Raw genomic sequence first — 15,811 nt, 5'->3', positions numbered from 1 at the left:
GGAAAGCAGAAAAAAACTTCAAAAAAAGTTTTGGAAAGCAAAAAAGTTTCCTACCTTTGCAACCCGCTACGGAGGTAACGACAGAAGGAGAAAGAGATTAGGAGGAGAGAGATTTGAAATAAGGGAAATAAGAAACGGCAAACGTTTTTAAGAAGTTTAAAAAGCTTCGAAAAAAAATAAAAAAAAGTTTGCAAGTTTAAAAAAGTTTCCTACCTTTGCAGTCCCAAACGAAACGGGAGTTCATCAACGGATGTTGAAAGGACAAATACAACAAGATTGAAACAATGAAAACGTCGGGCAGACGATCGGAACAATAAAGACCGATGGAAAGCGAAACGTTACATTGCAACATATAAAGATCACCGCGAGGTAAGATCGAAAAGTTCATTAAAGAGATATCATTTATACAGCGCAGCGAGGCAAACAGGTACGATTTCAAAGTACATGATACCGAGCTGTTTCTTAAGTCTGTTCTATCAGACAACATAATAGAATAAAGACTATTTAATTTTAATAATACTAGAATAAGAATGGTCAGCGTTCAAACAAAACATTTTACAATGGAGAGTTTGATCCTGGCTCAGGATGAACGCTAGCGGCAGGCCTAATACATGCAAGTCGAGGGGTAGGGTTAGCTTGCTAACCTGAGACCGGCGCACGGGTGCGTAACGCGTATGCAATCTACCTCTATCTGGGGGATAGCCCGGAGAAATCCGGATTAACACCGCATAAAATCACAGTACGGCATCGTACAATGATCAAATATTTATAGGATAGAGATGAGCATGCGTGTCATTAGTTAGTTGGCGGGGTAACGGCCCACCAAGACCACGATGACTAGGGGATCTGAGAGGATGACCCCCCACACTGGTACTGAGACACGGACCAGACTCCTACGGGAGGCAGCAGTAAGGAATATTGGTCAATGGAGGCAACTCTGAACCAGCCATGCCGCGTGCAGGAAGACGGCCCTCTGGGTTGTAAACTGCTTTTATTCGGGAATAAACCTACTTACGTGTAAGTAGCTGAATGTACCGAAGGAATAAGGATCGGCTAACTCCGTGCCAGCAGCCGCGGTAATACGGAGGATCCAAGCGTTATCCGGATTTATTGGGTTTAAAGGGTGCGTAGGCGGCCTGTTAAGTCAGGGGTGAAAGACGGTAGCTCAACTATCGCAGTGCCCTTGATACTGATGGGCTTGAATGGACTAGAGGTAGGCGGAATGTGACAAGTAGCGGTGAAATGCATAGATATGTCACAGAACACCGATTGCGAAGGCAGCTTACTATGGTCTTATTGACGCTGAGGCACGAAAGCGTGGGGATCAAACAGGATTAGATACCCTGGTAGTCCACGCCCTAAACGATGAATACTCGCTGTTGGCGATACACAGTCAGCGGCTAAGCGAAAGCGTTAAGTATTCCACCTGGGGAGTACGCCCGCAAGGGTGAAACTCAAAGGAATTGACGGGGGCCCGCACAAGCGGAGGAGCATGTGGTTTAATTCGATGATACGCGAGGAACCTTACCCGGGCTTGAAAGTTAGTGAAGTATCCAGAGATGGATGCGTCCGCAAGGACACGAAACTAGGTGCTGCATGGCTGTCGTCAGCTCGTGCCGTGAGGTGTTGGGTTAAGTCCCGCAACGAGCGCAACCCCTATGTTTAGTTGCCAGCACGTAATGGTGGGGACTCTAAACAGACTGCCTGTGCAAACAGAGAGGAAGGAGGGGACGACGTCAAGTCATCATGGCCCTTACGTCCGGGGCTACACACGTGCTACAATGGATGGTACAGAGGGCAGCAAGCTGGCAACAGCAAGCAAATCTCAAAAAGCCATTCACAGTTCGGATTGGGGTCTGCAACTCGACCCCATGAAGTTGGATTCGCTAGTAATCGCATATCAGCAATGATGCGGTGAATACGTTCCCGGGCCTTGTACACACCGCCCGTCAAGCCATGGAAGTTGGGGGTACCTAAAGTACGTAACCGCAAGGAGCGTCCTAGGGTAAAACCGATAACTGGGGCTAAGTCGTAACAAGGTAGCCGTACCGGAAGGTGCGGCTGGAATACCTCCTTTCTGGAGTAGTATAGACTACTCGCTGCGCAAAAAATGATACATATCTCTAAAGAAAACCAAAAAGATGACGCGAAAGCACTATTAAGGTAGTGGGTTAGCGAGATTGGAAAGGAATTACGGTTGACGGGTTACGATTGACGCGAAAGATAAAATCGTAAATCACCACAGTCGTATCTTATACAGTCCCGTAGCTCAGCCTGGTTAGAGCACTACACTGATAATGTAGGGGTCTCCAGTTCAAATCTGGACGGGACTACAAAAGCGAAAGTTTTTTTGGGGGATTAGCTCAGCTGGCTAGAGCGCCTGCCTTGCACGCAGGAGGTCAACGGTTCGACTCCGTTATTCTCCACCATCACCGGTGCCTGTTACAAAAGGCACGTTTATAATAGGAACGATTGTTCCCGGGATTGAAAAGTTCTTTGACATATTGGAAGAAGTTAAAAAAGAAGAGCAAACAACAATAGAGACGTTGTCAGCTTGAAGTCCTTCGGGGCTAGAATTGACAACTAATCAAAAAAAGCATTTATATAGGCGCAAAAGGCTATATAGAGAAGAAAGTAAGAAAGAGTATACGGGGGATGCCTTGGCTCTCAGAGGCGATGAAAGACGTGATAAGCTGCGATAAGCTGCGGGGATCAGCAAATATGAATTGATCCGCAGATTTCTGAATGGGGAAACCTGGCTAGTTGAAGACTAGTCGCACATAGTGCGCAAACCTGCCGAACTGAAACATCTAAGTAAGCAGAGGAAGAGAAAATAATAATGATTTCCTAAGTAGTGGCGAGCGAAAGGGAAAGAGCCCAAACCAGCTATGTTACGGCATAACTGGGGTTGTAGGACTACGATGTGGTATTAGCAAAATGAAGTGGAACAGGATGGGAAGCCTGGCAATATACGGTGATAGCCCGGTACACGTAAGTAATGCTAGCCTAGTAGTATCCTGAGTACCGCGAGGTCGGAGACGCCTTGTGGGAATCTGCCGGCACCATCCGGTAAGGCTAAATACTCCTGAGAGACCGATAGTGAACCAGTACCGTGAGGGAAAGGTGAAAAGAACCCCGAACAGGGGAGTGAAATAGAACCTGAAACCGTATACTTACAAGCGGTCGGAGCGTCCAGGTGGCGTGACGGCGTGCCTTTTGCATAATGAGCCTACGAGTTACTCTTCTCTGGCAAGGTTAAGTGTTTAAGACACGCAGCCGAAGCGAAAGCGAGTCTGAATAGGGCGTATAGTCAGGGGAGGTAGACGCGAAACCTTGTGATCTACCCATGGACAGGTTGAAGGTGCGGTAACACGTACTGGAGGACCGAACCGATAAACGTTGAAAAGTTTCCGGATGATCTGTGGGTAGGGGTGAAAGGCTAATCAAACTGGGAAATAGCTCGTACTCCCCGAAATGTTTTTAGGAACAGCGTCGTGGTTAAGTTATATAGAGGTAGAGCTACTGATTGGGTGCGGGGGAGTCAAATCCTACCAAATCCAGACAAACTCCGAATGCTATATAATATACACGGCAGTGAGGCGCGGGGTGCTAAGGTCACGCGCCGAGAGGGAAAGAACCCAGACCATCAGCTAAGGTCCCTAAATTACCGCTAAGTTGAACTAACGAGGTGCGATTGCATAGACAGCTAGGATGTTGGCTTGGAAGCAGCCATTCATTTAAAGAGTGCGTAACAGCTCACTAGTCGAGCGATCGTGCATGGATAATAAACGGGCATTAAGTGGTATACCGAAGCTATGGGTAATATTAATATTACGGTAGGGGAGCATTCCAGCGGCAGCGAAGTTGTAGCGTGAGCTATGGTGGAGCTTCTGGAAAAGCAAATGTAGGCATAAGTAACGATAAGGCGGGAGAGAAACCCGCCCACCGAAAGGATAAGGTTTCCTGATCAACGCTAATCGGATCAGGGTTAGTCGGGGCCTAAGGAGAACCCGAAGGGGATATTCGATGGACAACGGTTTAATATTACCGTACTTTTTATAACTGCGATGTGGGGACGGAGTAGTGACACTGCCGCGATCTGACGGAATAGATCGTTGAAGGCTGTAGGTATAGGACTGGTAGGCAAATCCGCCAGACCTGCTGAACGCTGATAGTACCGCGAGCCTTCGGGTAAGTGGATAGTGCAGGTAATCAGACTTCCAAGAAAAACCGCTAAGCTCCAGGTTATAAAAACCCGTACCGCAAACCGACACAGGTATCCGGGAAGAGAATTCTAAGGTGCTCGAGTGAATCATGGCTAAGGAACTCGGCAAAATGGCCCTGTAACTTCGGGAGAAGGGGCGCTGGTAGCAATATCAGCCGCAGTGAAAAGGCCCAGGCGACTGTTTAACAAAAACACATGGCTTTGCAAAATCGAAAGATGAAGTATAAGGCCTGACACCTGCCCGGTGCTGGAAGGTTAAGAGGGGATGTTAGTCGCAAGGCGAAGCATTGAATCGAAGCCCCAGTAAACGGCGGCCGTAACTATAACGGTCCTAAGGTAGCGAAATTCCTTGTCGGGTAAGTTCCGACCTGCACGAATGGTGTAACGATCTGGGCGCTGTCTCAGCCATGAGCTCGGTGAAATTGTGGTCCCGGTGAAGACGCCGGGTACCCGCAACGGGACGGAAAGACCCCATGCACCTTCACTACAATTTAACATTGACATTGGATACAGGATGTGTAGGATAGGTGGGAGGCTTTGAAGCGGCGTCGCTAGGCGTCGTGGAGCCAACGTTGAAATACCACCCTTTCTGTATTCGGTGTCTAATCCCGCTCAGCGGGAGACATTGTTTGATGGGTAGTTTGACTGGGGTGGTCGCCTCCAAAAAGGTAACGGAGGCTTTCAAAGGTAAGCTCAGTACGCTTGGTAACCGTACGCGGAGTGCAATAGCATAAGCTTGCTTGACTGTGAGGCAGACAAGCCGAGCAGGGTCGAAAGACGGATATAGTGATCCGGTGGTTCTGCATGGAAGGGCCATCGCTCAAAGGATAAAAGGTACGCTGGGGATAACAGGCTGATCTCCCCCAAGAGCTCATATCGACGGGGAGGTTTGGCACCTCGATGTCGGCTCGTCACATCCTGGGGCTGGAGAAGGTCCCAAGGGTTCGGCTGTTCGCCGATTAAAGTGGCACGCGAGCTGGGTTCAGAACGTCGCGAGACAGTTCGGTCCCTATCTGTTGTGGGCGTAGGAATTTTGAGTGGGGCTGACCTTAGTACGAGAGGACCGGGTTGGACTAGCCTCTAGTGAATCTGTTGTTCCGCCAGGGGCATTGCAGAGTAGCTACGCTGGGGATAGATAAGCGCTGAAAGCATCTAAGTGCGAAACTAGCCACGAGATGAGAATTCCATATAGGACCGTAGAAGACTACTACGTTGATAGGCTATAGATGTAAAGCTGGTGACAGCACAGTCGAGTAGTACTAATCATCCGAAGCTTTCAAGAGCAGAACGTTGTTTGCTCTTCCAAAATAACTTCTTTCAATAATATGTCATTTAAGGCTTAAGGTAAAAGGCTTAAGGCGTAAGGTGAAAACCTTATACCCTATACCTTCAAACCCTCAACCTTATATAAAAATATTTAGGTGCCTATATCGGCGGTGTCCACCTCTTCCCATTCCGAACAGAGAAGTTAAGCCCGCCAGAGCCGATGGTACTGCAGTAACATGTGGGAGAGTAGGTCGGTGCCAAATCTTAAACAGACCCCTTAGTGAAAACTAAGGGGTTTTGTTGTTTATACAAACTTTTTTAAAGCCCTGATACAACTTTACCTTTCAGTCTGCTTACACTATTATCCTCAAATCCTTATCGCTGTTTTAAAGCAATTATTATTCTATATTTGCTTGTTAAATATTTGTTAAAATAGCCCAAATCTTTAATCTAGCTATTTTAAAACTGTATTATTGTAAATTACGTTAATCTTAAAAACAGTATTTGTTATGAAATTAAGGATTGGTTTATTTTTTGCATTTTTTATAGGGATAAGTGTCAGCGCTTTTGCACAAAATAAGAACGTTACTTTACCACCTAATTGGTTTAATCTTGATTTAACGGCAAATGGGTACTTTGGAATTAGCACCGAAAAAGCATACCTAGAATTGTTAAAAGACAAGAAACCTAAACAAAAGATCATTGTAGCCGTAATTGATGGTGGTACAGATATTAAACATGAAGATTTAAAAGATGTACTCTGGACAAATACCAAAGAAATTCCGGGCAATGGGATAGATGATGATGGTAATGGCTATGTTGATGATATCCATGGATGGAATTTTATTGGGTCTAAAAAGGGCAATTTGGCTTATGATAACCTTGAGCTGGTTCGCATTAAAAGAAAATATGAAGCCAAATATCGATCTACCATTCCGAGCACTGTTTTAGATAGTACAGAGAAGAAAGAATATGCCCTATATAAAAAAGTACTAGCCGATTTTGGTAAAAAATATGACGATGCGAGTTCAACTTTCCCAATTTATATTGCGATTAAAAAGGTATTAGATTCAGTCGCCTTCATTAATAATAAACCGATTCCATCTTTAGAAGATATTGAAAAGTATAAAGCTGATGATGAGATGGAGGAATACATTAAAAAAATTATTAGAAAGGGATCTAAAGAAGATGGAAGTATAGAGAAGTTTTATAAAAATATCAGCAAAGGCTACCACGAACTAGAAGTGATGATGAAGTATAATTTGAATGAAAATTATAACCAACGTGCTGAGCTGGTAGGTGATGATTATGAAAATTCGGCTGAACGGTTTTATGGAAATAACGATGTTACTGGTCCAAACGCAGAGCATGGAACGCATGTTTCTGGCATTATTGGAGCAAATAGGACAAACGAGTTGGGAATTTTGGGTGTGGCCAATAATGTAAGCATTATGACCATTAGAGTGGTACCAGAAGGTGATGAACGAGACAAAGATGTAGCGAATGGTATTCGATATGCAGTTGACAATGGTGCTAGAGTAATAAATATGAGCTTCGGTAAAGCTTATAAGTGGGATAAAAAAGTAGTGGATGAAGCGATCAAATATGCTGAAGCAAAGGGTGTAATCCTTGTTCATGCTGCTGGGAACGACAATAAAAACAACGATACAGAAGAGAACTATCCAAATAAATATTATGATAGTCCTGAAGCTGATGCTTATGCAAAAGCTCATCCAAAGAAAGGTGAGCTTGGTATTATACCACCAAGACCAATGGAAATGGCCCAAAATGGACAGGGAATGCAACGTAGACCTGACCCTTTTGCAAAACCAATTCCACCTGACCCAGCCAAGTTTAATTTACCACATGCTAGTAATTGGATAGAAGTTGGTGCCAGTTCGTATAAAGATGATGAAGACCTCAAGGCCTCTTTTTCAAATTACGGCAAATACAATGTAGATGTTTTTGCACCAGGTTATATGATCAACTCTACAGTTCCAGGTTCTAAATATGAAGAATTTGACGGAACAAGTATGGCAGCACCTGTGGTTTCTGGTTTATGCGCCTTAATTTTGACTTACCATCCAGAACTTAAACCTGCTGAGGTAAAAGAGATCATTATGAAATCTGTGACTAAGGTTAACCATAAAGTAAAATATAAAAACGAGAGAGATGAAAATGTTCGTGTGCTTTTTTCAGAAATTTGCGTAAGTGGTGGTATTGTTAATGCCTATAATGCATTGAAATTGGCTGATACTTATCAGCTATCTAAATAAATACTTAAATAGCGTTAAAATCCCCTGATTATTTTTTAGTCAGGGGATTTTTTATATCCTCATTTTTTTAAATGGTAACAATTTAGCGATGGATACCTACTTCATATTTTAAAAAAGGCGTTTATGAGTTAGAAAAATGGGTTTTTTAATATTTTAGCTTAAACAAAGGACAATTTTTAGTTTTTGCAATTAAGCTATTGCCTCTTTCGTCAGTCTATTCGCTTAAACCACATCAATGTAAACCTGATAACCAAATTAGACATGAAAAGAATTTACTCCATCTTGATCCTTTGTTTTTTAGTAGCTCCATGTTTTGCGCAAAAGTTGCCAGATGTCCAAACCTCAGCCATAAGTGCCCCATCAAATGTGAAAATTGATGGAAAGACTACGGAATGGAACGATACTTTTGCTGCAGAAAACAAACGCACTGAAGTTTATTATACCTTGGCCAATGATGATAAAAATCTTTATCTGATCTTAAAATCATCAAGCTCTGCCAATGCAGGAAAAATTATTGCAGGAGGAATTACTTTTAATGTGAATACGCAAGGTAAAAAGAAAGAAAAAGATGCCTTTAGCATTACTTATCCATTAATCAAAAGAGCACCGGGTGGTAGAGGGGGTGGACAAGGTCAGGGCCAAGGACAGAACAGACAAGGTGCCGGGCAAGGAGGTTTTCAAAATAGAACGCAGCAAACTCAACAACAACGTGATTCTGCAGCTTTGGTACAACGAAAAAATCAATTGGCTACAGTAAAGGAAATCAAAATTTCAGGCTTTAAGAGTATAACAGATACCTTAATCTCTATTTATAATGAGTATGGCATTAAAACCGTTGGCACTTTTGATGTAAAGGGCGATTTTGTATATGAGCTTGCCATTCCACTAAGTTTATTGGAGCTGTCTGTAAATGATAGTAAAGAATTTGCATATCAAATAAAGATCAATGGGTTAAGCAATAGCGGTTTCGGAGGGGGTAACAATGGCGGAAGAACATTTGCCGGCAATGGTGGAGGAAATTTTGGTGCAGCAAGAGGAAATGCTGCTGGATTTAATGGTGGTGGTTCAGGAATGGACATGATGAGCCCTACAGATTTCTGGGGTAAATATAGTTTCACCAAAAAATAATTTTAAGCCCTTTATTCCACCATCTATAATCAGCTCATCATGATCAATTCATATCGCCATATTGTTAAAGGGTTATTTTTATGTGCCCTATGCTTAGCTTTCACAAGCCAGTTATTTGCTCAAACACCGCAAACTGCCCCAAAGCCACAAACTCCACTACCATTAGCAGTTAGAGAAATTAGTGGTATTGTAAAAGATACTACAGACACTGGTATTCCTTATGCAACCGTTCGTCTATTTTCGGATAAAGATACGTTGGTAGTGACCACAAATGTGGATGGCATTTTTGTATTTAAGAATGTAAAATCGGCCAGTTATACTTTAAATATCAATAGTATCGGTTACAAATCCTTAGTAGGAAAGTACAAACAAAACGATGCTGTACCAAGGATAGTAATGGATCCGGTAACCCTTAAAAATCAAGCGAATACCTTAAACGAAATCGTTGTAAATGGTACACCCTCCATTACCTATAAAACAGATACGGTAGAATATAGGGCCAAAGATTATATTGTTAGAGAAAATGCTACGGTTGATGAGTTGTTGAAAAAAATGGAGGGAATGGAAGTAGGTACAGATGGCTCGCTTGTTCACCAAGGTACAGCAGTAACCAAAGCGAAAATTAATGGCAAAACTTATTTAGGTGGAGATGTGGCTACCGCTATTCAGAATTTACCAGCAGAAATTGTAGATAAAATTCAAATGGTTGATGATTATGGAGATCAGGCAGCAAGAACAGGTATCAAAGATGGTGATCCAGAAAAGATATTGAATATTGTAACCAGGGCTGATAAATCTGTAGGGAATACAATTAACCTAAATGGGGGTGCCGGAAATAATGAACGTTATGAGGCGGGTTTATTCGCAACCCGATTAAATGCCAACCAGACCATTGGGGTCAACTCAAAAATAAACAATACGATAAACGGAGTAGCCAACAGTGGAACAGGGAATAATGGCGGTAGTACAGGTGGTGGAAACACTGGAGGTGGCAATGCAGGTGGTGGTCGAGGTGGAGCTGGTGGTGGCGGCAATGCAGGAGGTGGAAATAACAACGGAAATTCATCATCTGGAAGTGGTGGTACCAATAATACCGGAAATAATTCTTTTTCGTACCGCGATCAATTGAGCAAAAAAGTAAGGATAAATACAAATTACAGCTATAATTTTACCAATAACAACCTGACAAACAGTAGTGTTTCTCAAATTTTCAGCTCAAATGGAACAACATTTTCTACTAACAATGGCTCCAGTAACAGCAATAATAAAACACACAATTTTAGTTTTGAACTTGAGGCCGATTTAGATAGCAATAACTTTCTACGTGTAGTACCCACAATAAGCTATTCATCAATTGGAAGTGGAAGTCAATCTGCAATTATGCAAACTGGTTTAATTCACCAAGATCAGACTGGAAAAAATACAAGTACCAATACCAGACCCGTTTTTGGCGCAACAGTGTTTTACCAGCACATTTTCCAAAAACCCAGAAGAAATTTATCTGTACAGTTGAGCTTAAACGATTCGAGACAAGAATCTGAACAAGAAAGAAATTCGAATATTCTTTATTACTTGGATAACAGCAATACTGTTGTTAAAGATTCGTTGATTCACCGCTTGGTAGAAAGAGAAAACTTGACCAAAACGTACAGGGCAAGTTTAACATTTGCAGAACCATTAAGTGCCAACACCCAACTTGAATTTAATGGACAGGTGAATTACAATGGATATGATAATACGGCAACCACAAGTAATATTTTTGCCAACGGGAGTACACATATCATCGATTCTCTGAGTAATATCTACGATTATTCTTTTACACAAGCCCGCTTGGCATTAAATTATCGTTATGGTATTAGCAATGCTTCAAAAGTTAAGTTCTCTGTTGGATTAACCGCAGTACCTGCAGTTTTAAGTGGTACTAAGGTAAGTTTAGGCACTACAACCCATAGAAATAGCTTTAATTTAATCCCAATTGCTCGTTTTCAATATCTGTGGTCTAAACAACATAGCATGCAGATTAATTATTCTGGAAATGCAACTGAACCAACTTTCGATCAGATCCAACCTGTTAGAGATGTGTCCAATCCGCAAAACCCGGTAGTTGGTAACCCAAATCTAAAAGTAACTTTCAACCACTCTATCAATACCAGTTATAATAATTACATCGCTAACGAGAAACTCAATTACTCTATCAATGCCAACGCCACTTTTGTAGAGAATTCTGTAGTAAGAAATACGGTACAAATTGCAGATGCCTATAACAGTTTAAAAAATGAGACCCGTTATGTAAATATTGGAGGTGTATATCGGATCAATGCCAATTATTCGATCAGTAAACAGTTGAGCAATCGTAAATATAACCTAGCCTATAATGGAAACATCTATCATAACCATGGGGTGTCAATGAGTAATAACATTAAAAACATTACCACTACTTGGAGTTTTAATCAAAGATTTGGACCAAGAATTAATCCAACAGAATGGTTAGAAGTCAATCCAAATGTTTCTTATGCTTTTACCAAATCAAATAATACGTTGCCAACTTCTATCGATAGCAGAACAAATACTTTTGCGCTTAATATTGATGGAAAAATGTACATGTGGAAGACATTGATATTTGGATACAGTGCAAGTAAAAATTATGTAAGCGGAATAAATGCCAATGTCACAAACAATCCATTGGTTATCAATAGCTATCTACAGAAAGAAATCTGGAAAAGAAGGGCTACACTTACATTTCAGGCATTTGATATCTTAAATCAAAACAATTTTGTGAATAGAAATATTACCGACGAAAGTATTACAGATACCAAAACGAATGCTTTAAGCAGGTATTTTATGCTTCGTTTTACAGTTCGTTTGCAGAAATGGACAGGCGTACAATCACGTAATGGTAGACAAATGATTAGAAGGGGAGATGGTAGTTTTAACTAAGGATGGATGTGTTGGGTCTGGTCAAGGTCTAAGCTTACAAAAAAAGTAGTACCCTTGTTGAGGTTGCTTTCGAACCAAATTTCACCATTTTGCTGTTCGATATAGGTTTTGGCCAACATGAGGCCAAGCCCAACACCTTTTTCTTGATCGGTGCCGTAAGTACCTTTGTTTTTTAGTGAGAAGATGTTAAAATGATCTTCTTCGCTAATGCCAATTCCGGTGTCGGTGACTTTTAAAATACACTTGTTTGCTTCTTGCTGTATACTCAAGTTGATCTGACTACCTGTTGAAGAGAATTTAATGGCATTGTTCAATAAATTTCTTACAATCAATTGCAACATATCTGGGTCTGCAATTACCCTGATCTCGTTGTCAATTGAATAATCGAGCTCAATATTTTTTTCTGAGGCCAATGTCTGTTGCAACAAAATAGTTTGATGTAAGGTTTTTAGCAAAGGAATTGGGCTCAAGTTTACCGTTATGCCCTGCATTTGATCTTTTGACCAATGTAGAATGTTCTGCAACATGGCTGAAGTTTGCCGAGTTGAGGTCAACAGATTTTGCTCAATTGTTTTTTTCTCTTCCGGATCAAGATCTATTTTATTCAATAAGGATAGATAGTTTTCTACCGAAGCAAGAGGGGCCTTGAGGTCGTGGGCAACAATAGAAAATAATTTATTCTTGGTCTCATTAATTTCTTCTAATGCAATCAATCTGCTTTTTGCTAGTTCTTTTTCTCGGTTGTAATTGTTTTGGATGTACATGGTAATCAAGGCAATCATCCCGGCAACTTCGACCCAGGTTTGTGCAATATCAACTAATCTATGTCGCCGATCTGGATAGAGTGGTTTAACCAATTCTGGATAGAAATATTCTAAAACAAAAAAACCGATTACTAGTAGAATATTTAGGGGAATCCATATGCTGAACTGTTTTTTTGAGGTGAGCAAACTGAGCAGGAAAATGATCAGTATAAAGGTAAACAGATTGACACTTCCAGAGCCTTCGGTTGCAAAATAAGTAGCGCCACAAAGCAGGTTAAAAACAACAGCAAATATACCAATGGCAATGTTCATTTTGTTGCGGTACCTTGAGAGGTAATAACCTAAGCCCAATACAGCAATGAGTGGAAGCATAATCAATCCATAAAAAATAAGCCCAAGCCTAAAATTGATGATTGAATTTATTGATGCAGTAAAAATAGCCAAAATACTAATGGCATGGAAAATTCTAGCCTCCAATGAAAATTGCAGTTCGGTCCCAATAATGGAAGACCATTGAGCGGTAATGTAATTTTTTAATGATTTCAAACGGGATGGATGACCATACCAAATATAGAAATATATATCACAATGCCTAACAGAAATCTACGATATTAGTTTGCAATTGATACATTGATTTTGAGCCAATTTTGGTATATTTGGTTTAATTAAAACCACTTTCTAATGCTCAAGGACGAAAGACAGGCTTTTATTATAAAGCAGATCAACATACATAATAAAGTACTTTCTTCTGATTTAGCCTTGCAATTAAATGTATCTGAAGATACCATTAGGCGAGACCTTAATGAGATGGCCGAAGAAGGTAAAGTTTTAAAGGTGTATGGTGGGGCAATTTCAAAATCATTTCACTATCCTTTTCAGCAAGATGGTGTTTATGCCAGAGATGCCAAGAAAGAGATCGCAAGAAAAGCACTCAAACTTATCCAGAATGGAATGGTGATCCTAACCGGTGGTGGTACAACCATGATAGAGTTGGCACGGATGGTACCCAGCGATCTACGTTGTACTTTATTTACCGTAAGTCCTTTGTTGGCACTAGAGTTAATTGAGAGTTCTAACATTGATGTGCATTTAATTGGTGGCCAACTTTCAAAAAACTCACAAATCAGTATCGGATCGCAAGTGATCAATCAATTATCAGACATCAAAGCTGATCTTTGTTTTATGGGAACAAATGGATTGTCTATTGAAAATGGTATTTCTGATTCAGACTGGGAAGTAGTTCAAATCAAAAAAGCAATGGTTAAATCAGCTCAAAAAACCATTTTGGTAAGTATTGCTGAGAAAATAGATTCTGTTCATAAAATGAAGGTATGTAACCTAAATGCGATTAACTACCTCATTACGGATTTAGATCCCAATGATCAATTGTTAGCGAACTACGCAAAGGTGGTTACGGTTTTATAAACAAATAACTACTTTTTAATTGCCCTATAAATTACATCTTGAATACGGCTACGGATATTCAATGTATTTAAAGATTTGTTGACATCGTCTGGATATACTCTATTAGACAGAAAAATATAGATCAGGTTATATTTGGGATCAATCCAAATGGCTGTTCCTGTATAGCCTGTATGCCCAAAAACCTCGTCAGATGCTAAAGTAGAAGGGTATCCCTTGCTCAAATCAGGATCTTTTCTGTCAAAACCCAAACCTCTTCTGCTTACATTCGATTGTTTGGAGGTAAATAAATTGATGGTAGCAGGTTGAAGATAGGATGTACCTCCATAACTACCTTTATTAAGTAACAGTTGGCAGAAGATAGCCATGTCGTTAGAGTTTGCAAAAAAGCCAGCATGGCCACTTACGCCACCTAACATCGCGGCTCCAGGATCATTTACAAAGCCCTGAACCAACATGCTTCTTAACCAGCCATCATTTTCTGTAGTAGGTACAATCTGATCTTTCTTGAAACGTGTTCTAGGTAAAAAACCAGCTGTTTGCATACCGAGCGGGCGATAATATTTTTGATCAGCGTATTTATTTAATGGAGTTTCTGCAGCTTTTTCTACCATTTCTTTCATGTAGTACATACTTAAATCGCTGTATACATATTTACCTCTGGTTAAAACTTTATCTCTTAACATTTCGGGCCACATTACTTCGTTGTAATAGTTTGCCCTCAAGTAATATTTGTCTGCCAATTGGGTTGGATAACGATCTGAAAATACTGTATCTGTATCCTTTGGTTTAAGTTGTTCGTAAAATTTAATATAAGGATAAAAACCAGCTTGATGTAAAAGCACTTCTTTTACGGTGATGGTTTTCTTTTCGGGCATTTCTCTCGTTCGAGCGATGTAAACGCCAATTGTACTGTCAATGCCTATTTTACCTTTTTCGTATAAGTCCATTGTTGTGGCAGTTGTAGCTGCAACTTTGGTAATAGATGCCATGTCAAAAATGTCTTGGATACGCATGGCTCTATTTCCTGTATAAGTATGTTTGCCATAAGCATTGTTGAAAATAACCTTGCCATCTTTTACAATCATTACCACAGCACCAGGAGCACCCTTGGCAGCAATAGCTTGTTGAACGATCAATGGAATACTGTCAAGATCACTGATATTAATGCCTACCTCTTCTGGTACAGTATACTTTAACCTAATCGCATTGCCATTGGTTGCAATGGCACCAAAAATAAACTGTGCCAAACAAGATGCTCCATTTGCGCTAGGTGTTGGATTAATGATCACAGGAGAACGAAAATTGTTAAAATCAGCTTTTTGATAAGCACCACTTAGTACCAATACAATTTGTTTAGTTTTTTCCAATTCTTTGATCAAGTTGATTAAGCCTTTGGTTAATGGCTTTGATGTTTTAAGGATGGCATAATTGTATAACTTCAAATCATCGTTGAGGAGATTGAGACTAGAAATACTTTCACTATTGTAGGACTGAACTAAGGGTTCAACTTTTGTGAACTTATTGGCAAGACTATCAAAAATGTGGGTATACTGAAAATCAAGATCTACACTTGCCATATTCAAATCCGTTAACTTAACTATAGGAAGTTGAGCTTTCTCATTATTAAAGATGAGGATTTGTTTAATGGTGTTAGCTTCTTCTTTTATCCGAGCTAAGTTTTCGATATGGTTTTGTGCCATAACAGAAAGCGTGCATATTAAACAGATAAATAAGAGGTAGATCTTTTTTGAAGTAATCATTTTACAGTATCATTTTGGGTAAACAAAAAA

6 protein-coding genes, 2 tRNA genes and 3 rRNA genes are annotated in these 15,811 nt (G+C 40.5%); 9 read left to right on the top strand and 2 right to left on the bottom strand.

All coding sequences use genetic code 11. From position 1 onward, the window contains the following. The first annotated feature begins 557 nt into the window (after window positions 1–557). The 8 genes from AQF98_RS04370 (at window position 558) to AQF98_RS04335 (ending at window position 11,832) form a co-directional block, all read left to right on the top strand. Window positions 558–2,077, top strand: a 16S ribosomal RNA gene (locus AQF98_RS04370). A 181-nt stretch (window positions 2,078–2,258) separates the two neighbouring features. Continuing rightward, window positions 2,259–2,333: transfer RNA gene (locus AQF98_RS04365), tRNA-Ile, on the top strand. A gap of 19 nt (window positions 2,334–2,352) precedes the next feature. After that, window positions 2,353–2,429: transfer RNA gene (locus AQF98_RS04360), tRNA-Ala, on the top strand. Between the two features lie 199 nt (window positions 2,430–2,628). Next, window positions 2,629–5,507 (top strand): 23S ribosomal RNA (locus AQF98_RS04355). Window positions 5,508–5,642: 135 nt separating this feature from the next. Beyond that, a 5S ribosomal RNA gene (gene rrf, locus AQF98_RS04350) occupies window positions 5,643–5,754 on the top strand. Together the 16S, 23S and 5S rRNA genes with 2 tRNA genes alongside form the textbook arrangement of a ribosomal RNA operon. Before the next feature lie 246 nt (window positions 5,755–6,000). Beyond that, entirely contained in the window at window positions 6,001–7,767 is a 1,767-nt protein-coding gene (locus tag AQF98_RS04345) for a S8 family peptidase (protein ID WP_055130674.1), read from the top strand. A gap of 261 nt (window positions 7,768–8,028) precedes the next feature. Further along, complete coding sequence (locus AQF98_RS04340; RefSeq protein WP_055130673.1) at window positions 8,029–8,895, top strand: hypothetical protein; 867 nt, start codon at window positions 8,029–8,031, stop codon at window positions 8,893–8,895. Between the two features lie 39 nt (window positions 8,896–8,934). Continuing rightward, window positions 8,935–11,832 carry an outer membrane beta-barrel protein gene (locus AQF98_RS04335; RefSeq protein ID WP_082434892.1) on the top strand — a complete coding sequence of 966 codons (2,898 nt, stop codon included), beginning with the start codon at window positions 8,935–8,937 and terminating at the stop codon, window positions 11,830–11,832. Here AQF98_RS04335 and AQF98_RS04330 read toward each other — a convergent pair. Continuing rightward, the gene (locus tag AQF98_RS04330; protein WP_055130672.1) at window positions 11,829–13,142 is read right to left on the bottom strand and encodes a sensor histidine kinase KdpD; all 1,314 of its coding nucleotides are present in this window, start codon (window positions 13,140–13,142) and stop codon (window positions 11,829–11,831) included. The genes AQF98_RS04335 and AQF98_RS04330 overlap by 4 nt on opposite strands. Before the next feature lie 135 nt (window positions 13,143–13,277). On the opposite strand from AQF98_RS04330, the gene AQF98_RS04325 reads away from it, so the two are divergent. Beyond that, complete coding sequence (locus AQF98_RS04325; protein ID WP_055130671.1) at window positions 13,278–14,021, top strand: DeoR/GlpR family DNA-binding transcription regulator; 744 nt, start codon at window positions 13,278–13,280, stop codon at window positions 14,019–14,021. An 8-nt stretch (window positions 14,022–14,029) separates the two neighbouring features. Here AQF98_RS04325 and AQF98_RS04320 read toward each other — a convergent pair whose 3' ends face one another. Continuing rightward, on the bottom strand, window positions 14,030–15,781 hold the full coding sequence (locus AQF98_RS04320; RefSeq protein ID WP_055130670.1) for a serine hydrolase: 1,752 nt from the start codon (window positions 15,779–15,781) through the stop codon (window positions 14,030–14,032). Window positions 15,782–15,811: the final 30 nt, after the last annotated feature.

The organism is Pedobacter sp. Hv1 (genome assembly GCF_001412215.1).
In the GTDB taxonomy this organism is placed as follows: domain Bacteria; phylum Bacteroidota; class Bacteroidia; order Sphingobacteriales; family Sphingobacteriaceae; genus Pedobacter.
The sequence above is the reverse complement of the archived record's forward strand: the minus strand, read 5'-3'. Positions and strand labels throughout refer to the sequence as shown.